The following is a 21,729-nucleotide window of genomic DNA, read 5'->3' as shown; positions in this document are numbered from 1 at the left end:
TAAGGTCATGCGCCATCGTAAGAGTGGTCGTCAACTGAACCGCAACAGCAGCCATCGCCAGGCTATGTTCCGCAACATGGCAGGTTCACTGGTTCGTCATGAAATCATCAAGACGACCCTGCCTAAAGCGAAAGAGCTGCGTCGCGTAGTTGAGCCGCTGATTACTCTTGCCAAGACTGACAGCGTTGCTAATCGTCGTCTGGCATTCGCCCGTACTCGTGATAACGAGATCGTGGCAAAACTGTTTAACGAACTGGGCCCGCGTTTCGCGAGCCGTGCCGGTGGTTACACTCGCATTCTGAAGTGTGGCTTCCGTGCAGGCGACAACGCGCCGATGGCTTACATCGAGCTGGTTGATCGTTCAGAGAAAGCAGAAACTGCTGCAGAGTAATCTGCAGTAACGTAAAAAAACCCGCCTCGGCGGGTTTTTTTATATCTGCTGAATCCCCATTTTCTACACTAATCATATTCTTTTCCTTCTTACTGGAGTTTTGCTATGTGGTTATTGGACCAATGGGCAGAACGACACATTCTGGATGCCCAGCGCCAGGGTGAATTCGATGACCTGCCCGGCAGTGGCCAGCCGCTGAAACTGGATGATGATTCACATGTCCCCCCAGAGCTTAGAGCAGCCTACCGCATATTAAAAAATGCGGGTTGCCTCCCTCCTGAACTTGAACAGCGTAAAGAGGTGATCGAACTGTCTCAGTTGCTCACCACAGTCAAAGAGGGCACTGCAGCGCATGCAGATTACACTCGCCGTCTCGCCCTTCTGGAACTAAAGCTTCGCCAGGCGGGAGCGAGTACTGAGTTTCTGCGCGGGGATTATGCTGAACGTCTAATGCAAAAAATGAAGGAGGAGTAGCGATGTATCGTATTGGTGAGCTTGCTAAGCTGGCTGAGGTTACCCCTGATACTATTCGTTATTACGAAAAGCAGCAGATGATGGAGCATGAGATTCGCACTGAAGGGGGCTTCCGGCTTTATACCGACAGGGATCTTCAGCGCCTTAAGTTTATTCGTCATGCGCGACAGCTAGGATTTACCCTGGAATCGATCCGCGAGCTACTGTCGATCCGTATCGATCCCGAGCATCACACCTGCCAGGAATCAAAAAGTATTGTGCAGGCGAGATTGAGTGAAGTCGAAGCGCGTATCGAAGAGCTTCAAACCATGCGGCTCTCTTTACAGCGGTTGAACGATGCCTGTTGCGGTACTGCACATAGCAGCGTTTACTGTTCTATTCTGGAAACCCTTGAACAAGGGGCGAATGGTGAGTCTCGCGGGTGTTGATTTTATTGTCAGCACCTTCTACACTTGCGTCGATATTTTGAACACTGGAGAAAGTATGAGCCATTATCAACACAAGAAAGGTCAGATCAACAACAATGCCATTGAGGCGTTACTGCATGATCCTTTATTCAGACAGCGGATCGAGAAGAACAAGAAGGGGAAAGGAAGTTATCTGCGCAAAACTAAACATGCAAAACGGGGTAACTGGGAGGCCAGTGGCAAGCAAGCGAATCGCTTTCTTACCACTGGCCTTCTTGCTTTGAGCGGCTTACAAAGTGCGGTTGTTCTGCGCCTTCAGTAAGTCACGAATTTCAGTAAGCAGCACTTCTTCTTTCGATGGGGCTGGCGGCGCAGCCGGTTCTTCTTTTTTCTTACGGTTTAATTTATTGATGAGCTTAATGGCCATAAAGATGGCGAAAGCAACAATCATAAAATCAAATACGTTTTGAATAAACACGCCATAGTGCATTACCACCGCAGGGACATCACCTTGCGCTTCCCGCAGCGTTATGGCGAATTGCTTGAAATCTATTCCGCCAATTAACAGGCCCAGTGGTGGCATGATGATATCCGCAACCAGTGATGAAACGATCTTGCCAAACGCCGCACCAATAATCACACCCACAGCCAAATCCACTACGTTTCCGCGCATCGCAAATTCGCGAAATTCTTTAATAAAACTCATTTTGTTCTCCTTGTGCCAGCTGACAAATACAAGTCTAACAAATCATTAGCGGATTGCCATTGAAGAGAGACGTACGTCACAGAAATATAACCCTTACATATTATTGGGTTAAAAAGAAAAGGTGCTGAAAGCAGCACCTTTGCAAGCGTCAGAGGAAGAAAGGACTTGGCTGGAATAAGCGCTCGACGTCGGTAATAAACTTTTTATCGGTCAGGAACATAATAACGTGATCGCCCTGCTCAATGCGTAGATTGTCATTAGCGATCATGACATCGTTACCCCGCACCACTGCACCAATGATAGTGCCCGGCGGGAGCTTAATCTCATCGATGGTACGCCCAACCACACGGGACGTGCTTTCGTCGCCATGCGCCACGGCTTCGATAGCTTCTGCCACTCCACGACGGAGGGAAGAAACGCCAACGATATCCGCTTTTCGCACGTGACTCAGCAGGGCAGAGATAGTGGCCTGTTGCGGCGAAATCGCAATATCGATAACGCTTCCCTGCACCAGATCGACATAGGCTTTGCGCTGGATAAGCACCATAACCTTTTTCGCACCCATCCGTTTTGCCAGCATCGCTGACATGATGTTGGCTTCGTCGTCGTTGGTAACAGCAATGAAAAGATCAACCTGATCGATATGCTCTTCGGCAAGCAGCTCCTGATCCGACGCATCGCCATAAAAAACGATCGTATTTTGCAGTTTTTCTGCCAGTTCAGCGGCGCGCTGTTGATCCCGTTCGATCAATTTCACGCTGTAATCTTTTTCCAGCTGCCGGGCCAGGCCGGCGCCGATATTACCGCCCCCGACCAGCATGATGCGCTTATAGGGTTTTTCCAGTCGCTGAAGCTCGCTCATTACCGCACGGATGTGCTGTGACGCGGCGATAAAGAAAACCTCGTCACCGGCTTCGACAATGGTAGAGCCTTGGGGACGAATAGGGCGGTCATGACGGAAAATCGCGGCGACGCGCGTATCGATGTGCGGCATATGTTCGCGCATCGTAGAGAGTGCGTTACCGATCAGCGGGCCGCCATAGTAGGCTTTTACTACCGCAAGACTGACCTTGCCTTCTGCGAAATTCACAACCTGCAGTGCGCCCGGGTATTCAATCAGGCGATAAATACTGTCGATAACCAGCTGTTCCGGCGCGATTAAGTGGTCGATTGGCACCGCTTCGGACTGAAACAACTTATCGGCATCACGAACGTAATCCGGCGAACGTATACGCGCGATTCGGTTTGGGGTATTAAATAACGAATAGGCCACCTGACAGGCCACCATATTCGTTTCATCAGAACTGGTGACAGCAACCAGCATATCTGCGTCATCCGCTCCGGCTTCACGCAACACGCGTGGATGAGAGCCATGCCCCTGAACCACGCGCAGATCGAATTTATCCTGCAGGCCGCGCAGACGATCGCCATTAGTATCAACGATAGTGATGTCGTTATTCTCACCGACCAGGTTTTCTGCTAGCGTACCGCCTACCTGCCCCGCGCCCAGAATGATTATCTTCATATCTTGTGACCCGTTATCAACATCACTCTTTGATTAGCTTAGCGTAAAAGAAACCGTCGCCTTCTTCTGCCCCTGGCAGGTTTTGCTTGCCGGGCAGTTCTGGTGTGCCGGTCAGATGCAGGCGGGCATCAGGTGTGCGCTTCAGGAACGCAGCGATCTGCTGGCTATTCTCTTCCGGCAGAACAGAACAGGTGGCATAAACCAGCGTCCCGCCTGTTTTCAGATGCGGCCAGATAGCGTCGAGGATCTCTGACTGCAACTGTGCCAGTTCGTTGATATCCCGGTCGCGGCGCAACCATTTGATATCCGGATGACGGCGGATAACGCCAGTCGCTGAGCAAGGGGCATCCAGTAAAATGCGATCGAACTGCTCATCCCCGCACCACTGCCCAGGCGTACGTCCGTCACCCTGCTTAACCTCCGCCTTCATACCCAGACGTTTGAGATTATCGTAGACACGCGAAAGACGCTGTTCGTCAACGTCGACAGCCATCACGTTCGCCTGTGGTGCGACTTCCAGGATATGCGTTGTCTTACCGCCTGGCGCGGCGCAAAGATCAAGGATCCGCTCGCCATTCTGCGGCTCAAGCCAGGTCATGCAACCCTGGGCTGAAGCGTCCTGAACGGTAACCCAGCCCTGTTCAAAGCCAGGCAGAGCATGTACCGGTGCAGGGGCCGCCAGGCGCACTGCATCGCTGTATTCAGGATGAGGGAACCCGGTCATCCCGGCCTCTTCCAGTAATGCCAGCCAGGCATCCCGGGTGTGGTGATTGCGGTTAACGCGTAGCCACATAGGTGGACGCTGGTTATTGGCATTAATTAGCGCTTCCCACTGCTCAGGATAGGCTTTTTGCAGACGCTTTAATAACCAGTCAGGATGCAGGAAACGTTTTTCCGTGCGGGCAAACTCAGCCAGTAATTCATCTTGCTGACGTTGGAACTGTCGCAACACGCCGTTGATCAACCCTTTCAGCTGCGGGCGTTTTACCGCAACCGCGCCTTCTACGGTCTCTGCCAGTGCGGCATGAGGTGGAATGCGGGTATGCAGCAGCTGATAGAAGCCGACCATGATCAGGTAGTGAATGACGCGTTGCTTGCCCGCCATCGGGCGCGCCATAAGTTTTCCGATCAGCCACTCCATCTGGGGTAACGTGCGCAGAACACCAAAGCACAACTCCTGAAGCAGCGACTTATCTTTATCGGAAACCTTTTGCTGTAACGGTGGCAGGACATTGCTCAGGGACTGACCCTGCTCGACCACTTGCTCAATCGCCTGTGCTGCCAGGCTGCGTAAATTTTGTTTTTTCATAACCGCAAAAATAAAAATGCCCGGAAACACCGGGCCTTAATTTGAGATGATCTCAGGCGAGACTGTTGCCAGGGGTAAACCATTCACGGCGGGAGTTAAGAAGGTCCTGCGCGCTCATGGCTTTTTTACCTGCTGGTTGTAAGGATTCCAGATTAAGGATCCCTTCAACTGTCGCGACCTGAATACCCTGTTTACTGGCTTCAATGATTGTTCCAGGTGCAGCGTGAGTTTGGCCATCAATCACGGAGGCCTTCCATACCTTCACCGGCTGTCCGTCTATCTCAAGCCAGCTCATTGGCCATGGATTGAAAGCCCGAATGCAGCGTTCAAGCTGAGCAGCAGGGAGAGTCCAGTCGAGGCGGGCCTCTTCTTTGCTGAGCTTTTCAGCATGGGTCACTAATGCTTCGTCCTGAACTTCTGGTTGAGCCCGATTCTCTGCAAGCTGTTGCAGTGTATCAATTAGCCCTTTTGGCCCAAGCTCTGCCAGTTTGTCATACAGGGTGGCACTGGTATCTTCGGCGGTAATAGGACAAGAGAGCTTATGCAGCATATCGCCAGTATCCAGCCCTACGTCCATTTGCATAATCGTCACGCCAGTATCGGCATCGCCAGCCCACAACGAACGCTGGATCGGCGCTGCACCACGCCAGCGTGGGAGAAGTGAACCGTGGACATTAATGCAGCCCAGACGCGGCATATCAAGCACCGCTTTCGGCAGGATGAGGCCATACGCCACAACCACCATAACATCTGCATTTAACTGCGCAACCAGCTGCTGATTTTCCTGCGGCCGTAACGAAGCAGGTTGAAAGACCGGTAAACCGTGCTCTTCAGCCAGGACTTTAACCGGGCTCGGCATCAATTTTTTACCACGGCCTGCCGGACGATCGGGCTGAGTAAACACGCCAACAACCTTATGACCAGACGACAACAGCGCGTCGAGATGACGCGCTGCGAAGTCAGGTGTTCCTGCAAAGATGATACGTAGTGATGTAGACACGTTATTCCTTGTATCCGGGGTCACATTAAGCGCGAGCGCGCATGCGATCCAGTTTCTCTACTTTCTGACGAATACGCTGCTGCTTCAGTGGAGAGAGATAATCGATAAACAGTTTACCGACCAGATGATCCATCTCATGCTGAATGCAGATGGCCAGCAGATCATCCGCTTCCAGTTCGAACGGCTTACCGTCGCGATCAAGCGCGCGGATTTTGACCTTTTCTGCACGCGGTACCAGTGCTCGCTGCTCAGGGATAGAGAGGCAGCCTTCTTCGATACCGGTTTCACCGCTTTTTTCCAGAAGCTCCGGATTGATTAATACCAGGCGCCCGTCGCGGTTCTCAGAAACGTCGATCACAATGATGCGCTGGTGAATATCCACCTGAGTCGCCGCGAGACCGATGCCTTCTTCGGCGTACATCGTATCGAACATATCATCAATGATACGTTGAGTTTCTGCATTCACTTCTTTAACCGGCTCGGCGACTTTGCGAAGGCGCTCGTCCGGAATATGTAACACTTGCAAAACTGCCATATATTTCCAGAGTCGTATTCAGGAGTTGATAAGAATATAACCTCTATTCTAGACAAAACCCCCTCTGATTGACAGCATCAGTGACCAATCGCAAAGATTGCTATAGCGGCTTCTGGCAGGGGAAAGGATGACATCCACAGAGATTTGGCTACGCCTGATAAGCACGGGAGAAATGTACGGCGACAAAATGGTGGCGATAGCGCAGCAGCTGCAGCGCGAACCCCATATTGATGGTGCTCTGCTGGTGGAAAGGGGGCTCACCCACAGGCAAAAGGAGAAGTTTTTATCGTTTTCACTGCGGGAACTCGACCGCAGTATGGCCTGGCTGGACGGACAGGGGCATCATCTGATATGTGCGGATAATGCCCTCTATCCTGAGCAGCTTCGCGCTATTGCCGATTACCCTGGGGCTTTGTTTGTTAAGGGGGAGCCCTCCGTGCTGTCGAGTCTGCAACTTGCCGTGGTCGGCAGCCGATCCCACTCCTGGTATGGAGAGCGTTGGGGCAAAGCGCTTTGTGAGCAGCTAGCCCAGGCGGGCCTGACGATTACCAGCGGGCTGGCCTGCGGCATCGATGGTATAGCGCATCGCGCTGCGCTCAACGTTAAAGGCAAAAGCGTCGCGGTGCTGGGCAACGGTCTGGCTGATGTCTATCCCCGTCGCCATTCGTCGCTGGCCATGCGTCTTGTTGAAAGCGGCGGTGCAGTGATCTCTGAGTTTTCACTCGCGACACCTCCCTGGCCGGGTAATTTCCCGCGACGTAACCGCATCATTAGCGGCCTCAGTCAGGGGGTGTTCGTTATCGAAGCGATGATAAGAAGCGGTTCTCTCGTTACCGCCAAATGCGCCCTTGAGCAGGGGCGTGAGGTCTTTGCATTACCGGGAGCCATTGGCAACCCGGGGAGTGAAGGTCCTCACTGGTTAATAAAGCAAGGGGCGACTCCCGTGACAACGGCAGAAGATATTCTGGAAACGTTGCAAAACGGACTGAGCTGGCTGCCAGAGGATCCCAAAAATTGGCTTTATTCTTCAGATCAGGACCAGGTAGCATTGCCATTTCCTGAGCTCCTGGCTAACGTAGGAGATGAGGTAACACCTGTTGACGTTGTCGCTGAACGTGCCGGCCAACCTGTGCCAGTAACCGTAGCACAGCTACTCGAACTGGAGTTAGCAGGATGGATCGCAGCTGTACCCGGCGGCTATGTCCGATTAAGGAGGGCAAGCCATGTTCGACGTACTCATGTATTTGTTTGAGACTTACATCCATAACGAAGCTGAAGCACGCGTGGATCAGGACAAACTCACACGCGATCTCACCGATGCAGGTTTCGAACGGGAAGATATCTACAACGCGTTAATATGGCTGGAAAAACTGGCTGATTATCAGGAAGGCCTTGCCGAACCGATGCAGTTAGTTTCCGATCCACTGTCTGTACGCATCTATACGGCTGAAGAGTGTGAAAGGCTGGATGCCAGTTGCCGGGGATTCATCTTATTCCTTGAGCAGATTCAGGTGCTGAACCTCGAAACACGAGAAATGGTGATAGAGCGCGTCATGGCGCTGGATACCGCAGAATTTGAGCTGGAGGACCTGAAGTGGGTCATCCTGATGGTTCTGTTCAATATTCCAGGGTGTGAAAATGCCTATCAGCAAATGGAAGAATTACTCTTTGAAGTGAATGAAGGTATGCTGCACTAATTCATTGTGCAGCACCAAGAGTTGTTATGGCCAAATCAGCACTATTTACGGTGCGTAAACATGAGTCCTGCCCGCAGTGTGGGGCAGAACTTGTTATCCGGTCCGGTAAACACGGGCCGTTTCTCGGTTGTTCACACTATCCAGAATGTGATTATGTCCGTCCCCTGAAAAACCAGGCGGACGGGCATATTGTTAAGATTCTGGAGGGACAAGCCTGTCCGGAATGTGGCGGCGATCTGGCGCTGCGCCAGGGGCGTTTTGGCATGTTTATCGGCTGCAGTCGCTATCCCGAATGCCATCACACCGAACAAATCGATAAACCTGATGAAACAGCCGTAGCCTGCCCGCAATGCGGCAGCGGTCATCTCGTGCAACGCCGTTCACGCTATGGTAAGACATTCCACTCCTGCGATCGTTATCCTGAATGTCAATTTGTTACCAATTTCAAACCAGTGGCGGGCAGCTGCCCTGAGTGCCATTACCCGCTACTTATCGAGAAAAAAACGGCGCAAGGTATGAAGCGCTTCTGCGCCAGTAAACAATGTGGAAAGCCGGTTTCGGCGGAATAAAAAAGTGAAGAATAACCTGCAGTCAGGCTCCGTTGCGCATGCAGTGGATGTGCTGAAAAATGAAGAAGTCATCGCCTATCCAACAGAAGCGGTTTTTGGGGTGGGATGTGATCCCGACAGCGAAGTAGCCGTAACACGTCTCTTAACGCTTAAACAGCGCCCGGTAGAAAAAGGCCTGATTCTCATCGCCGCCAGTTTTGAACAGCTTAAACCTTATATAGATGATTCCATGTTGACGTCAGCGCAGCGTGAAACCATTTTCTCCTCCTGGCCAGGGCCGGTAACGTTTGTGTTTCCGGCGCTGCCGACAACGCCTCGATGGCTGACAGGGCGTTTTGACTCCCTTGCTGTTCGCGTGACGGACCATCCATTAGTCATCGAGCTGTGTAATCGCTTTGGTAAACCGCTGGTCTCTACCAGCGCCAATCTGACGGGATTGCCTCCTTGCCGCACTGCAGAAGAGGTGTCAGCGCAGTTTGGTAGTGAGTTCCCGGTGGTCATCGGTGAAACCGGTGGTCGCCTGAACCCGTCAGAAATTCGTGATGCTTTGACCGGCGAACTGTTTCGCCAGGGGTAATCAGATGGAAGCGTACGCCGTTTTTGGTAATCCAGTTGCGCATAGCAAATCGCCGTTTATTCACCAACAGTTCGCACAGCAGTTGCATATCGATCACCCTTATGGCCGTGTGCTTGCACCCGTTGATGCCTTTGTGACGACGCTGGAGGCTTTTTTCGCTGGTGGCGGAAAAGGGGCGAATGTCACCGTACCTTTTAAAGAAGAGGCATTCGGGCGCGCAGATGAGTTAACCGAGCGCGCCTCTCTTGCGGGAGCTGTGAATACGCTCAAGCGGCTTGAAGATGGCCGAATTCTGGGAGACAACACTGATGGCATTGGCCTGCTGAGCGATCTGGAACGTCTGTCATTTATCAAACCTGGCGCGCGTATTCTTTTGATTGGCGCGGGCGGCGCGGCGCGAGGTGTGATTTTACCTCTGCTCTCCCTGGATTGCGCAGTAACCATTACGAATCGTACCTACTCCCGGGCAGAAGAGTTGGCCGCTCTGTTTGCCCACACTGGCAGCATTCATGCGGTTGCCATGGACGCGCTAAGCGGCCATGAGTTTGATCTGATCGTTAATGCGACCTCAAGCGGCATTGGCGGCGATGTTCCCGCCATTCCGGCGTCATTGATCAATGGACAGGTTAATTGCTATGACATGTTCTATCAGAAAGGCAAAACGCCTTTTCTGAGTTGGTGTGAACGGCAAGGCGCAAAACGTGTGGCTGATGGACTGGGGATGCTGGTGGGGCAGGCCGCGCATGCGGTGATGCTCTGGCACGGCGTGCTGCCGGAAGTGGAGCCGGTCATTGAAAAACTCAAACTGGAGCTATCGGCATGAACCAGGCGATCCAGTTCCCGGATCGAGAAAGCTGGGATGAAGATAAACAGGCAGTCTGTTTTCCCGCGCTGGTAAATGGCATGCAAATGATGTGTGCCATTGAAGCAGGGACGCTGGCGCGTCGTTTTGGTGACGGCCTGCCAATTGAGATGTTTCGTGAACATCGCTGGGATCTGGAAGAAGAAGCCAGCGATGCGATCCGCAAGGGTGACGAGGACGATCAAGGGTGGTTCTGGCTTTCCTGATCCAGATAGTCATTCTTCCATTTAACGTAGTTATTGGCTGAGTACTTTAACCCTTCTATTTCCGCTTCCGTCAGGGGGCGGATCTGTTTAACCGGACTCCCTAAATAGAGAAAGCCGCTCTCGAGCCGCTTGTTTTGCGGAACCAGGCTGCCGGCACCAATCATTACGTCATCTTCTACTACCACACCATCCAGCAAAATCGATCCCATGCCGACCAGAACGCGATTGCCGATCGTGCAGCCGTGCAACATTACTTTATGACCGACAGTGACCTCCTCACCAACGATCAGGGGATTACCTTCAGGGTTATAAGAAGATTTATGGGTGACATGCAGCACGCTGCCATCCTGAATATTGGTACGGGCGCCGATGGCGACGTAATTCACATCTCCACGGATGGCAACCAGCGGCCAGATACTGACATCATCACCCAGCCGGACATCGCCAATGACCACGCTACTGCTGTCGATCATGACGCGATCGCCTTGTTTTGGGAAAAGATCTTTATAGGGACGGAGTACTGCAGACATATCAACCTCGACTGATGTGCATTCTTTTGATGACTTTGATCCTAATACGTAGCTTGATCAAGGGCCAATTACGTCATTATTTGAGCATATCGGATGGGATTTCAGCGGAAAGAACGAAAAAAGAACAGTCAGAAGAAAAGATCAAAAAAATACTTGTGCTAAAAACTGGGATCCCTATAATGCGCCTCCATCGACACGGCAGATGTGAATCACTTCACACTAACAGCCGGGCCGGTTGAGAAGAAAAGCGAAAATAATCACTTGACTCTGAAAGAGGAAAGCGTAATATACGCCACCTCGCAACGGTGAGCGAAAGCCGCGTTGCACTGCTCTTTAACAATTTATCAGACAATCTGTGTGGGCACTCAAAGTGACATGGATTCTTAACGTCCTCGGACGAAAAATGAATACCAAGTCTCTGAGTGAACACGTAATTCATTACGAAGTTTAATTCACGAGCATCAAACTTAAATTGAAGAGTTTGATCATGGCTCAGATTGAACGCTGGCGGCAGGCCTAACACATGCAAGTCGAACGGTAGCACAGAGAGCTTGCTCTCGGGTGACGAGTGGCGGACGGGTGAGTAATGTCTGGGAAACTGCCTGATGGAGGGGGATAACTACTGGAAACGGTAGCTAATACCGCATAACGTCGCAAGACCAAAGAGGGGGACCTTCGGGCCTCTTGCCATCGGATGTGCCCAGATGGGATTAGCTAGTAGGTGGGGTAATGGCTCACCTAGGCGACGATCCCTAGCTGGTCTGAGAGGATGACCAGCCACACTGGAACTGAGACACGGTCCAGACTCCTACGGGAGGCAGCAGTGGGGAATATTGCACAATGGGCGCAAGCCTGATGCAGCCATGCCGCGTGTATGAAGAAGGCCTTCGGGTTGTAAAGTACTTTCAGCGAGGAGGAAGGCATTGTGGTTAATAACCGCAGTGATTGACGTTACTCGCAGAAGAAGCACCGGCTAACTCCGTGCCAGCAGCCGCGGTAATACGGAGGGTGCAAGCGTTAATCGGAATTACTGGGCGTAAAGCGCACGCAGGCGGTCTGTTAAGTCAGATGTGAAATCCCCGGGCTCAACCTGGGAACTGCATTTGAAACTGGCAGGCTTGAGTCTTGTAGAGGGGGGTAGAATTCCAGGTGTAGCGGTGAAATGCGTAGAGATCTGGAGGAATACCGGTGGCGAAGGCGGCCCCCTGGACAAAGACTGACGCTCAGGTGCGAAAGCGTGGGGAGCAAACAGGATTAGATACCCTGGTAGTCCACGCCGTAAACGATGTCGACTTGGAGGTTGTGCCCTTGAGGCGTGGCTTCCGGAGCTAACGCGTTAAGTCGACCGCCTGGGGAGTACGGCCGCAAGGTTAAAACTCAAATGAATTGACGGGGGCCCGCACAAGCGGTGGAGCATGTGGTTTAATTCGATGCAACGCGAAGAACCTTACCTACTCTTGACATCCAGAGAACTTGCCAGAGATGGCTTGGTGCCTTCGGGAACTCTGAGACAGGTGCTGCATGGCTGTCGTCAGCTCGTGTTGTGAAATGTTGGGTTAAGTCCCGCAACGAGCGCAACCCTTATCCTTTGTTGCCAGCGGTTAGGCCGGGAACTCAAAGGAGACTGCCAGTGATAAACTGGAGGAAGGTGGGGATGACGTCAAGTCATCATGGCCCTTACGAGTAGGGCTACACACGTGCTACAATGGCGCATACAAAGAGAAGCGACCTCGCGAGAGCAAGCGGACCTCATAAAGTGCGTCGTAGTCCGGATTGGAGTCTGCAACTCGACTCCATGAAGTCGGAATCGCTAGTAATCGTAGATCAGAATGCTACGGTGAATACGTTCCCGGGCCTTGTACACACCGCCCGTCACACCATGGGAGTGGGTTGCAAAAGAAGTAGGTAGCTTAACCTTCGGGAGGGCGCTTACCACTTTGTGATTCATGACTGGGGTGAAGTCGTAACAAGGTAACCGTAGGGGAACCTGCGGTTGGATCACCTCCTTACCTTAAAGAACCTGCCTTTGCAGTGCTCACACAGATTGTCTGATGAAAATTAGCAGTAAAAAATCTCTGCAGGCTTGTAGCTCAGGTGGTTAGAGCGCACCCCTGATAAGGGTGAGGTCGGTGGTTCAAGTCCACTCAGGCCTACCAAATTTGCGATGCAAATTTGAAGAGATTTGCCACGATGGGGCTATAGCTCAGCTGGGAGAGCGCCTGCCTTGCACGCAGGAGGTCTGCGGTTCGATCCCGCATAGCTCCACCATCTTTACTGCACAACCTGAAAACTTCAGAGTGTACCTGAAAAGGTGCGCTGCGAAGTTTTGCTCTTTAAAAATCTGGATCAAGCTGAAAATTGAAACGACACGCTGTGTCTGTTCTCCGTAATAAGAACAGATGAAGGTGTGTTCGAGTCTCTCAAATTTTCACAACACGAAGTGAAACAGCTTCGGGTTGTGAGGTTAAGCGACTAAGCGTACACGGTGGATGCCCTGGCAGTCAGAGGCGATGAAGGACGTGCTAATCTGCGAAAAGCGCCGGCGAGGTGATATGAACCCTTGACCCGGCGATGTCCGAATGGGGAAACCCAGTGTGATTCGTCACACTATCGTTAGCTGAATACATAGGCTAACGAGGCGAACCGGGGGAACTGAAACATCTAAGTACCCCGAGGAAAAGAAATCAACCGAGATTCCCCCAGTAGCGGCGAGCGAACGGGGAGCAGCCCGGAGTCTGAATCAGCTTGTGTGTTAGTGGAAGCGTCTGGAAAGTCGCAGGGTACAGGGTGATACTCCCGTACACGAAAGCACACATGCTGTGAACTCGAAGAGTAGGGCGGGACACGTGGTATCCTGTCTGAATATGGGGGGACCATCCTCCAAGGCTAAATACTCCTGACTGACCGATAGTGAACCAGTACCGTGAGGGAAAGGCGAAAAGAACCCCGGCGAGGGGAGTGAAAAAGAACCTGAAACCGTGTACGTACAAGCAGTGGGAGCACCTTCGGGTGTGACTGCGTACCTTTTGTATAATGGGTCAGCGACTTATATTCTGTAGCAAGGTTAACCGTATAGGGGAGCCGAAGGGAAACCGAGTCTTAACTGGGCGTTAAGTTGCAGGGTATAGACCCGAAACCCGGTGATCTAGCCATGGGCAGGTTGAAGGTTGGGTAACACTAACTGGAGGACCGAACCGACTAATGTTGAAAAATTAGCGGATGACCTGTGGCTGGGGGTGAAAGGCCAATCAAACCGGGAGATAGCTGGTTCTCCCCGAAAGCTATTTAGGTAGCGCCTCGTGAATTCATCCTCGGGGGTAGAGCACTGTTTCGGCTAGGGGGCCATCCCGGCTTACCAACCCGATGCAAACTGCGAATACCGAGGAATGTTATCACGGGAGACACACGGCGGGTGCTAACGTCCGTCGTGAAGAGGGAAACAACCCAGACCGCCAGCTAAGGTCCCAAAGTCATGGTTAAGTGGGAAACGATGTGGGAAGGCACAGACAGCCAGGATGTTGGCTTAGAAGCAGCCATCATTTAAAGAAAGCGTAATAGCTCACTGGTCGAGTCGGCCTGCGCGGAAGATGTAACGGGGCTAAACCATGCACCGAAGCTGCGGCAGCGACACTATGTGTTGTTGGGTAGGGGAGCGTTCTGTAAGCCTGCGAAGGTGTGCTGTGAGGCATGCTGGAGGTATCAGAAGTGCGAATGCTGACATAAGTAACGATAAAGCGGGTGAAAAGCCCGCTCGCCGGAAGACCAAGGGTTCCTGTCCAACGTTAATCGGGGCAGGGTGAGTCGACCCCTAAGGCGAGGCCGAAAGGCGTAGTCGATGGGAAACAGGTTAATATTCCTGTACTCGGTGTTACTGCGAAGGGGGGACGGAGAAGGCTATGTTGGCCGGGCGACGGTTGTCCCGGTTTAAGCATGTAGGCGGAGGTTCCAGGTAAATCCGGTACCTTTTAACGCTGAGGTGTGATGACGAGGCACTACGGTGCTGAAGCAACAAATGCCCTGCTTCCAGGAAAAGCCTCTAAGCATCAGGTAACATCAAATCGTACCCCAAACCGACACAGGTGGTCAGGTAGAGAATACCAAGGCGCTTGAGAGAACTCGGGTGAAGGAACTAGGCAAAATGGTGCCGTAACTTCGGGAGAAGGCACGCTGATATGTAGGTGAAGCCCCTGCGGGTGGAGCTGAAATCAGTCGAAGATACCAGCTGGCTGCAACTGTTTATTAAAAACACAGCACTGTGCAAACACGAAAGTGGACGTATACGGTGTGACGCCTGCCCGGTGCCGGAAGGTTAATTGATGGGGTTAGCTGTAAGGCGAAGCTCTTGATCGAAGCCCCGGTAAACGGCGGCCGTAACTATAACGGTCCTAAGGTAGCGAAATTCCTTGTCGGGTAAGTTCCGACCTGCACGAATGGCGTAATGATGGCCAGGCTGTCTCCACCCGAGACTCAGTGAAATTGAAATCGCTGTGAAGATGCAGTGTACCCGCGGCAAGACGGAAAGACCCCGTGAACCTTTACTATAGCTTGACACTGAACACTGGTCCTTGATGTGTAGGATAGGTGGGAGGCTTTGAAGTGTGGACGCCAGTCTGCATGGAGCCGTCCTTGAAATACCACCCTTTAATGGCTGGTGTTCTAACGTGGACCCGTTACCCGGGTTGCGGACAGTGTCTGGTGGGTAGTTTGACTGGGGCGGTCTCCTCCTAAAGAGTAACGGAGGAGCACGAAGGTCAGCTAATCCTGGTCGGACATCAGGAGGTTAGTGCAATGGCATAAGCTGGCTTGACTGCGAGAGTGACGGCTCGAGCAGGTGCGAAAGCAGGTCATAGTGATCCGGTGGTTCTGAATGGAAGGGCCATCGCTCAACGGATAAAAGGTACTCCGGGGATAACAGGCTGATACCGCCCAAGAGTTCATATCGACGGCGGTGTTTGGCACCTCGATGTCGGCTCATCACATCCTGGGGCTGAAGTAGGTCCCAAGGGTATGGCTGTTCGCCATTTAAAGTGGTACGCGAGCTGGGTTTAGAACGTCGTGAGACAGTTCGGTCCCTATCTGCCGTGGGCGCTGGAGAATTGAGGGGGGCTGCTCCTAGTACGAGAGGACCGGAGTGGACGCATCACTGGTGTTCGGGTTGTCATGCCAATGGCACTGCCCGGTAGCTAAATGCGGAAGAGATAAGTGCTGAAAGCATCTAAGCACGAAACTTGCCCCGAGATGAGTTCTCCCTGACCCTTTAAGGGTCCTGAAGGAACGTTGAAGACGACGACGTTGATAGGCCGGGTGTGTAAGCGCAGCGATGCGTTGAGCTAACCGGTACTAATGAACCGTGAGGCTTAACCTTACAACGCCGAAGCTGTTTCGGTGGGTTTGAGAAGATTTTCAGCTGATACAGATTACAGAATTTGCCTGGCGGCTGTAGCGCGGTGGTCCCACCTGACCCCATGCCGAACTCAGAAGTGAAACGCCGTAGCGCCGATGGTAGTGTGGGGTCTCCCCATGCGAGAGTAGGGAACTGCCAGGCATCAAATTTAGCGTGCTGATATGGCTCAGTTGGTAGAGCGCACCCTTGGTAAGGGTGAGGTCCCCAGTTCGACTCTGGGTATCAGCACCACTTTATACTTAGGTTAAAGTTCGGCAAGAAGTAAAAGAATTTGTCTGGCGGCTGTAGCGCGGTGGTCCCACCTGACCCCATGCCGAACTCAGAAGTGAAACGCCGTAGCGCCGATGGTAGTGTGGGGTCTCCCCATGCGAGAGTAGGGAACTGCCAGACATCAAACAAGTGAAAAGGCCATCCGAAAGGATGGCCTTTTTGCATTTCTGCGCCACAAAAGCCATGGCCCGACGCGTACAGCGCCGCCGGGCCGATCAACGTTAGTGGATAACCTGCGACAAAAACGCGCGCGTACGTTCTGATTTTGGGTTAGAGAAAAATTCTTCCGGCGGCGCCTGCTCGACAATTTCTCCGCGATCCATAAAGATCACCCGATCTGCCACAGTTCTGGCGAAGCCCATCTCGTGCGTGACGCAGAGCATCGTCATTCCCGACTCTGCCAGGCCTATCATCGTATCCAGTACCTCTTTCACCATCTCCGGATCCAGTGCTGAGGTAGGTTCATCGAACAGCATAATTTTAGGTTTCATACACAGAGAGCGGGCGATCGCCACGCGCTGTTGCTGCCCGCCTGAGATCTGCCCCGGAAATTTATGGGCATGCTCTGCAATGCGTACCCGCTCCAGATAGTGCATGGCCAGCGCCTCCGCTTCCTTTTTCGGCATTTTGCGTACCCAGATGGGTGCGAGAGTACAGTTTTGCAGAACCGTCAGATGAGGGAATAAATTAAAATGCTGGAAGACCATGCCCACCTCCTGGCGAACACGCTCCACGTTGCGGATGTCGTCATTCAGCTCGATCCCATCCACCACAATCCGGCCTTGCTGATGCTCTTCCAGATGGTTGATACAGCGGATCGTTGTTGATTTACCCGAGCCTGAAGGCCCACAAAGGACAATACGCTCGCCTTGTTTCACCTTCAGGTTAATGTTTTTCAGCACATGAAATTGTCCGTACCACTTATTCACGTTATCCAGCGTAATCATCGCGTCAGCGGGGGTCATAGTTATCTGGCTCATAGGTTCCTCAGTGCGGTGTACGCCCGGTGTTAAAGCGCTTTTCCAGATGCTGGCTGTAGCGCGACATGCTAAAACAGAAAATCCAGTAGATAAGTGCTGCAAAAACGTAGCCTTCCGTCGACATGCCCAGCCACGCCGGGTCGACGGTAGCCTGCTGCACGCTACTGAACAGATCGAATAATCCAATAATGATCACCAGACTGGTGTCCTTAAACAGCGCAATGATGGTGTTCACCAGGCCCGGGATCACCAGCTTCAGCGCCTGGGGAAGGATCACCAGTCCCTGCGTTTTCCAGTAACCCAGCGCCAGCGATTCGGCTGCTTCATACTGGCCCTTGGGGAGCGCCTGCAATCCGCCGCGCACGACCTCGGCGACATAAGCAGACTGGAACAGAATGACACCGACCAGAGCGCGGATCAGCTTGTCGATGGTAGTGCCCTCCGCCATAAACAGCGGTAGCATCACGGAAGACATAAAGAGCACGGTGATAAGCGGAACGCCGCGCCAGAACTCGATAAAAATTACCGAGAGGACGCGCACGACCGGCATGGTTGAGCGACGGCCCAGCGCCAGTAAAATCCCTAATGGCAATGCGCCGGCAATCCCTACCGAGGCGATAATCAGCGTCAGCGTCAGCCCGCCCCACTGGCGGGTTTCAACGCGATCCAGCCCCAGCACGCCGCCATACAACAGTCCCCAGACGAGCAGGGGATAAATCACCGCCCAACAGGCGATGTATCGTCCCCGATGGGGTAACCTCTTCCAGAACATGGGAACGACAGAGAGCAGCCCGATAACCAGCGCAAGGTTGATGCGCCAACGCTGATCGTGGGGATAGAGCCCATACATAAACTGGCCGAAGCGCTGATGAATAAAGACCCAGCAGGCTCCCTCTTTTGTGCAATCGGCGCGGGTGGTACCGATCCAGTTAGCCTGCAAAAAAGCCCAGTTAATGAGTGGCGGGATAAGCTCCCACATCAGCCAGAAGCAGAACAGGGTGAGCAAACTGTTGCTCCAGCTGGAGAACAGGTTTTTACGAGCCCAGTTAATGATGCGTCCGTTGCCGATTGTGGCCGGACGCGCAGGGTGAGACAAGACCGCTTTTGTCATCATGGTTCCTTAGCGTTCAACCAGCGCGATACGACGGTTGTAGATATTCATCAACAGTGAAATGGTCAGGCTAATAATCAGGTAGACCGACATCGTAATGGCAATGGTTTCTATTGCCTGGCCGGTCTGGTTAAGAACGGTTCCGGCGAACAACGAGACCATATCGGGATAGCCGATCGCCGCCGCGAGAGAGGAGTTTTTCACGATGTTGAGATACTGGCTGGTCAGCGGAGGAATGATCACCCGCAAGGCCTGGGGGATGATGACCTGGCGCAGAGTGATCGGATTGGGAAGCCCAAGGGAGCGAGCAGCCTCATGCTGACCATGGGGAACGGCCTGAATACCGGCGCGAATAATCTCTGCGATAAAGGCCGAGGTATAGATGGAGAGCGCCAGCGTCAGGGCGGCCAGCTCCGGGATCAACACCATGCCGCCGCGGAAGTTAAACCCCTTCAGCTGCGGAACATCCCAGTGCATTGCCGGGCCAGCTATTGTATGCGCCAGCCACGGCAGGATCACCACTAAAGCCAGGGTGACGGGCCAGGTGCGCCGTAGCTGGCCGGTTTTAATCTGATGCATGCGGTTGTAGCGAAACAGCGCAACCGAAACGCCAATTACGCACGCCAACGCGGCCAGCAATGCCAGCATCCCTTCGGCAATCTGCGGTGCGGGGATATAGAGACCGCGGTTGCTTAAAAAGGCCAGATCGAACGCATCCACCGCCTGACGGGGGCCAGGCAGATTGCGCAGGACGGCGAAATACCAGAAGAAGATCTGCAGCAGCGGGGGAATGTTACGGAAGGTCTCGATATAAAACGTGGAGAGCTTACGCAGCAGCCAGTTATCCGAGAGACGCGCGAGTCCGAGGAAAAAGCCCAGCAGAGAAGCAAACACAATGCATAACGCTGAAACCAGCAGGGTATTCATCAGGCCGACAAGGAATACGCGGCCATAGGTATCGCCTTCACCGTAATCAATTAAGTGCTGAACAATGCCAAACCCTGCACTACGGTCAAGGAAGGCAAAGCCCGACGTAATGCCGCGTGTGCTGAGGTTGGTAACAGTGTTGTGGAACAGGTAGATCGCGACGGCCAGGACAGCGAGAACTGCGAGGATCTGAAACAGCCAGGCGCGAACCGCAGGATTAGAAAAGGAGAGAGCTCCTTTCAGGGCTAAGCGGCGATGGAACATATAAAACCTCGGGTAACCATGACTCTGGACTGGGCACTGCGCTGGCAGTGCCCGTTACAGCAAGATGCTTAGCGTACTGGCGGCGCGTATTGAATGCCGCCATTGTTCCAGAGGTTGTTCTGCCCACGGCTGATCTTCAGCGCGCTCTCAGATCCAACGTTACGCTCGAAGATCTCCGCGTAGTTACCCACCTTTTTAATGATGTTGTACGCCCATTTGTTATCCAGCTTCAGATCCTTGCCGTAATCTCCTTCTTTGCCCAGCAGATGGGCCATATCAGGCGTGGCCGGATTAGCCGCCTTCTCATCGACGTTCTTTGAGTTGACCCCCATCTCTTCCGCGTTGAGCATGGCGAACAGCGTCCAGCGAACGACAGCGTTCCATTCATCATCCCCGCGACGGACGACCGGCCCCAGCGGCTCTTTGGAGATTACTTCTGGCAGGACGATCCATTCCGCCGGATTGCTCAGCTTGATCCGCAGCGCATAAAGCTGAGACTGATCCGAGGCCAGGGTATCGCAGCGGCCGGACTCCAGCGCTTTGGCGGATTCGTCAGAGCGGTCAAAGGTCACTGGGGTATATTTCATGTTGTTGGCTTTGAAATAGTCGGCGACGTTCAGTTCAGTATCCGTACCCGCCTGAATACAGACGGTGGCACCATCCAGCTCCTTCGCACTTTTGAGGCCCGCTTTATTGTGCGTCAGGAAACCAATGCCGTCGTAATAAGTTACACCGGTGAAGGTCATTCCCATCCCGGCATCACGGGATGAGGTCCAGGTGGTATTACGCGAAAGCATATCCACTTCGCCGGATTGCAGGGCAGTAAAGCGCTCTTTCGCCGTCAGCGGGGTATATTTCACTTTGGTGTCGTCGCCGAATACCGCAGCGGCAACGCCACGGCACACGTCGACATCGATACCGGAGAATTTACCGTTGGCATCTGCATAGGAGAAACCCGGCAGACCATCGCTGATCCCACATTGCACGAAACCTTTCTGCTTAACGGCATCCAGAGTCGCACCTGCCTGAGCCTGGCCGGTCATTGCAACAAGCACACCTGCAGCGGCGAGGCTGGCCATCATCATCTTTTTCATAATGCATCCTGTGTAGCGAAAAATTATCGTTATAGTGAAGCGCTTATAAACGCTTTAACCTGTCTGTGGCTGTGGCCGACGTTAATAAAGCAAACGCGATGCCAGTTTTGCATTTGACGTAATAAACGATTACGCAACGCGTAAAGCTGAGTGTAGACAGTGATAATTAAATCGAGCGCCCTGAAATGGTGCGAAATTACAACCTGCGCCACAATTCAGAGCAAAAGTCTGATTAAGAAACGAGAAAATTAAGGGAGGGGGGATGGCGTGAATATCAGAAACCAGAAAGGTGTGAATAACATCACGTCGGCACTCTGAAAGGAAAATAAAAAAGCAAAAGGATGTGAGCAAATTCAGATTTAATTATTAACCTGAATTGGGAAAGCAAAAGCGCGAACGAATTCGCGCTTTCTGGATTACTTGGACACGGCAATGATGCCCAGTGTCAGGCCAGCTAAAGCCGCTGCGCCACCTGCGATTGCCCCTGCGGTTTCCCAGTTATCCTGCGTGGTACCCTTCATACAGGTATTGGTGTGAACCAGTCGGCCCTGATCGTCGTACACCGGTACGCACGGAGAGTCATGCGCGCAGCCCGCAAGCAGCGCGGCAAGGAGTGCAACCGAAATGAATCTTTTCATGGTGTTACCTCAAAATGAAATCTAACTTTGCGATATAGTCAGTACGGTCTTTTGCAAAGCTGAGGGTTATATTACCACCGCTTAAAAATAGCGATGAAGAGTGAATAATCTCAAATTATTTGGATTGTAAAAAAGATGGAGAAATCCCTCTTGTGCACGCTAATTATGGAGAGATAAGGGAGGCGAATTGATTAAATGCGCAAGTTAAAAATCGCAAGCAAACAATTCATTGGCGCGCTAATTAATAAGAAAA

The 21,729-nt window shown here is 52.6% G+C and carries 21 protein-coding genes, 3 tRNA genes and 4 rRNA genes; 17 read left to right on the top strand and 11 right to left on the bottom strand.

What is annotated here, in order from left to right:
* The first annotated feature begins 7 nt into the window (after positions 1-7).
* From rplQ to GNG26_RS19980, 4 genes are all read left to right on the top strand, one after another.
* Positions 8-391 (top strand): 50S ribosomal protein L17, encoded by a 384-nt coding sequence (gene rplQ / locus GNG26_RS19995; RefSeq protein WP_156239849.1) that lies wholly within the window; start codon positions 8-10, stop codon positions 389-391.
* Positions 392-496: 105 nt separating this feature from the next.
* Positions 497-865 carry a DUF1992 domain-containing protein gene (locus GNG26_RS19990; RefSeq protein WP_156239848.1) on the top strand — a complete coding sequence of 123 codons (369 nt, stop codon included), beginning with the start codon at positions 497-499 and terminating at the stop codon, positions 863-865.
* 2 nt (positions 866-867) lie between these two features.
* Complete coding sequence (zntR, locus tag GNG26_RS19985) at positions 868-1,293, top strand: Zn(2+)-responsive transcriptional regulator (RefSeq protein WP_103825482.1); 426 nt, start codon at positions 868-870, stop codon at positions 1,291-1,293.
* Between the two features lie 55 nt (positions 1,294-1,348).
* Positions 1,349-1,594, top strand: coding sequence for an alternative ribosome-rescue factor A (locus GNG26_RS19980; protein WP_156239847.1), 246 nt, complete (start codon positions 1,349-1,351; stop codon positions 1,592-1,594).
* On the opposite strand, the gene mscL is transcribed toward GNG26_RS19980, so the two are convergent.
* From mscL to def, 5 genes are all read right to left on the bottom strand, one after another.
* Positions 1,562-1,978: a large-conductance mechanosensitive channel protein MscL gene (gene mscL, locus GNG26_RS19975; protein ID WP_103177261.1), complete on the bottom strand. Its 417-nt coding sequence runs from the start codon at positions 1,976-1,978 to the stop codon at positions 1,562-1,564. The genes GNG26_RS19980 and mscL overlap by 33 nt on opposite strands.
* A 148-nt stretch (positions 1,979-2,126) precedes the next feature.
* Positions 2,127-3,503: a Trk system potassium transporter TrkA gene (gene trkA / locus GNG26_RS19970; protein WP_156239846.1), complete on the bottom strand. Its 1,377-nt coding sequence runs from the start codon at positions 3,501-3,503 to the stop codon at positions 2,127-2,129.
* 22 nt (positions 3,504-3,525) lie between these two features.
* On the bottom strand, positions 3,526-4,812 hold the full coding sequence (rsmB, locus tag GNG26_RS19965; protein WP_103180997.1) for a 16S rRNA (cytosine(967)-C(5))-methyltransferase RsmB: 1,287 nt from the start codon (positions 4,810-4,812) through the stop codon (positions 3,526-3,528).
* A gap of 52 nt (positions 4,813-4,864) precedes the next feature.
* The gene (fmt, locus tag GNG26_RS19960; protein WP_114385634.1) at positions 4,865-5,812 is read right to left on the bottom strand and encodes a methionyl-tRNA formyltransferase; all 948 of its coding nucleotides are present in this window, start codon (positions 5,810-5,812) and stop codon (positions 4,865-4,867) included.
* Between the two features lie 25 nt (positions 5,813-5,837).
* Positions 5,838-6,347 carry a peptide deformylase gene (gene def / locus GNG26_RS19955; protein WP_039032057.1) on the bottom strand — a complete coding sequence of 170 codons (510 nt, stop codon included), beginning with the start codon at positions 6,345-6,347 and terminating at the stop codon, positions 5,838-5,840.
* A gap of 127 nt (positions 6,348-6,474) precedes the next feature.
* Here def and dprA point away from each other — a divergent pair, with 127 nt between their 5' ends.
* From dprA to GNG26_RS19925, 6 genes are read left to right on the top strand one after another with little or no spacing between them, the layout of a single operon-like run.
* Positions 6,475-7,599, top strand: a complete 1,125-nt coding sequence (dprA, locus tag GNG26_RS19950; RefSeq protein ID WP_156239845.1) for a DNA-protecting protein DprA — start codon at positions 6,475-6,477, stop codon at positions 7,597-7,599.
* Positions 7,571-8,044, top strand: a complete 474-nt coding sequence (gene smg / locus GNG26_RS19945) for a DUF494 family protein Smg (protein ID WP_039032055.1) — start codon at positions 7,571-7,573, stop codon at positions 8,042-8,044. Before dprA ends, smg begins: the two co-directional genes overlap by 29 nt.
* 26 nt (positions 8,045-8,070) lie before the next feature.
* On the top strand, positions 8,071-8,613 hold the full coding sequence (locus GNG26_RS19940; RefSeq protein WP_114316550.1) for a type I DNA topoisomerase: 543 nt from the start codon (positions 8,071-8,073) through the stop codon (positions 8,611-8,613).
* Between the two features lie 4 nt (positions 8,614-8,617).
* Positions 8,618-9,190: an L-threonylcarbamoyladenylate synthase type 1 TsaC gene (tsaC, locus tag GNG26_RS19935; protein WP_103177256.1), complete on the top strand. Its 573-nt coding sequence runs from the start codon at positions 8,618-8,620 to the stop codon at positions 9,188-9,190.
* Positions 9,191-9,194: 4 nt separating this feature from the next.
* A complete protein-coding gene (aroE, locus tag GNG26_RS19930; RefSeq protein WP_156239844.1) occupies positions 9,195-10,013 on the top strand; it encodes a shikimate dehydrogenase in 819 nt (272 codons plus the stop codon).
* Positions 10,010-10,258, top strand: coding sequence for a DUF1488 domain-containing protein (locus tag GNG26_RS19925; protein WP_103825488.1), 249 nt, complete (start codon positions 10,010-10,012; stop codon positions 10,256-10,258). The genes aroE and GNG26_RS19925 overlap by 4 nt, the downstream gene beginning before the upstream one ends.
* Here GNG26_RS19925 and GNG26_RS19920 read toward each other — a convergent pair.
* On the bottom strand, positions 10,234-10,788 hold the full coding sequence (locus GNG26_RS19920) for a gamma carbonic anhydrase family protein (protein WP_103177253.1): 555 nt from the start codon (positions 10,786-10,788) through the stop codon (positions 10,234-10,236). The genes GNG26_RS19925 and GNG26_RS19920 overlap by 25 nt on opposite strands.
* Before the next feature lie 469 nt (positions 10,789-11,257).
* On the opposite strand from GNG26_RS19920, the gene GNG26_RS19915 reads away from it, so the two are divergent.
* The 7 genes from GNG26_RS19915 (at position 11,258) to rrf (GNG26_RS19885) (ending at position 16,582) form a co-directional block, all read left to right on the top strand.
* Positions 11,258-12,797 (top strand): 16S ribosomal RNA (locus GNG26_RS19915).
* A gap of 70 nt (positions 12,798-12,867) precedes the next feature.
* Positions 12,868-12,944: transfer RNA gene (locus GNG26_RS19910), tRNA-Ile, on the top strand.
* A 36-nt stretch (positions 12,945-12,980) separates the two neighbouring features.
* A tRNA-Ala gene (locus tag GNG26_RS19905) sits at positions 12,981-13,056 on the top strand.
* Positions 13,057-13,250: 194 nt separating this feature from the next.
* Positions 13,251-16,153: ribosomal RNA gene (locus GNG26_RS19900) — 23S ribosomal RNA — on the top strand.
* A 64-nt stretch (positions 16,154-16,217) separates the two neighbouring features.
* Positions 16,218-16,333: ribosomal RNA gene (gene rrf, locus GNG26_RS19895) — 5S ribosomal RNA — on the top strand.
* A 14-nt stretch (positions 16,334-16,347) separates the two neighbouring features.
* Positions 16,348-16,423, top strand: a tRNA-Thr gene (locus GNG26_RS19890).
* A gap of 43 nt (positions 16,424-16,466) precedes the next feature.
* Positions 16,467-16,582 (top strand): 5S ribosomal RNA (rrf, locus tag GNG26_RS19885).
* Together the 16S, 23S and 5S rRNA genes with 3 tRNA genes alongside form the textbook arrangement of a ribosomal RNA operon.
* A 101-nt stretch (positions 16,583-16,683) precedes the next feature.
* On the opposite strand, the gene GNG26_RS19880 is transcribed toward rrf (GNG26_RS19885), so the two are convergent.
* The 5 genes from GNG26_RS19880 to GNG26_RS19860 all read right to left on the bottom strand — a co-directional run bounded on the left by GNG26_RS19880 (position 16,684) and on the right by GNG26_RS19860 (position 21,476).
* Positions 16,684-17,442, bottom strand: coding sequence for an amino acid ABC transporter ATP-binding protein (locus tag GNG26_RS19880; protein WP_156239843.1), 759 nt, complete (start codon positions 17,440-17,442; stop codon positions 16,684-16,686).
* 7 nt (positions 17,443-17,449) lie between these two features.
* Entirely contained in the window at positions 17,450-18,553 is a 1,104-nt protein-coding gene (locus tag GNG26_RS19875) for an amino acid ABC transporter permease (protein ID WP_156240213.1), read from the bottom strand.
* A gap of 9 nt (positions 18,554-18,562) precedes the next feature.
* Positions 18,563-19,744 (bottom strand): amino acid ABC transporter permease, encoded by a 1,182-nt coding sequence (locus GNG26_RS19870; protein ID WP_156239842.1) that lies wholly within the window; start codon positions 19,742-19,744, stop codon positions 18,563-18,565.
* A gap of 68 nt (positions 19,745-19,812) precedes the next feature.
* Complete coding sequence (locus GNG26_RS19865; RefSeq protein ID WP_103824979.1) at positions 19,813-20,838, bottom strand: amino acid ABC transporter substrate-binding protein; 1,026 nt, start codon at positions 20,836-20,838, stop codon at positions 19,813-19,815.
* Positions 20,839-21,254: 416 nt separating this feature from the next.
* Entirely contained in the window at positions 21,255-21,476 is a 222-nt protein-coding gene (locus tag GNG26_RS19860; RefSeq protein ID WP_103824978.1) for a lipoprotein, read from the bottom strand.
* Positions 21,477-21,729 lie beyond the last annotated feature (253 nt).

It is taken from the genome of Leclercia sp. J807, assembly GCF_009734465.1.
Taxonomy (GTDB): Bacteria; Pseudomonadota; Gammaproteobacteria; order Enterobacterales; family Enterobacteriaceae; genus Enterobacter.
Note: the sequence above shows the minus strand (reverse complement) of the source record. Positions and strands in the feature narration are given on the sequence as shown.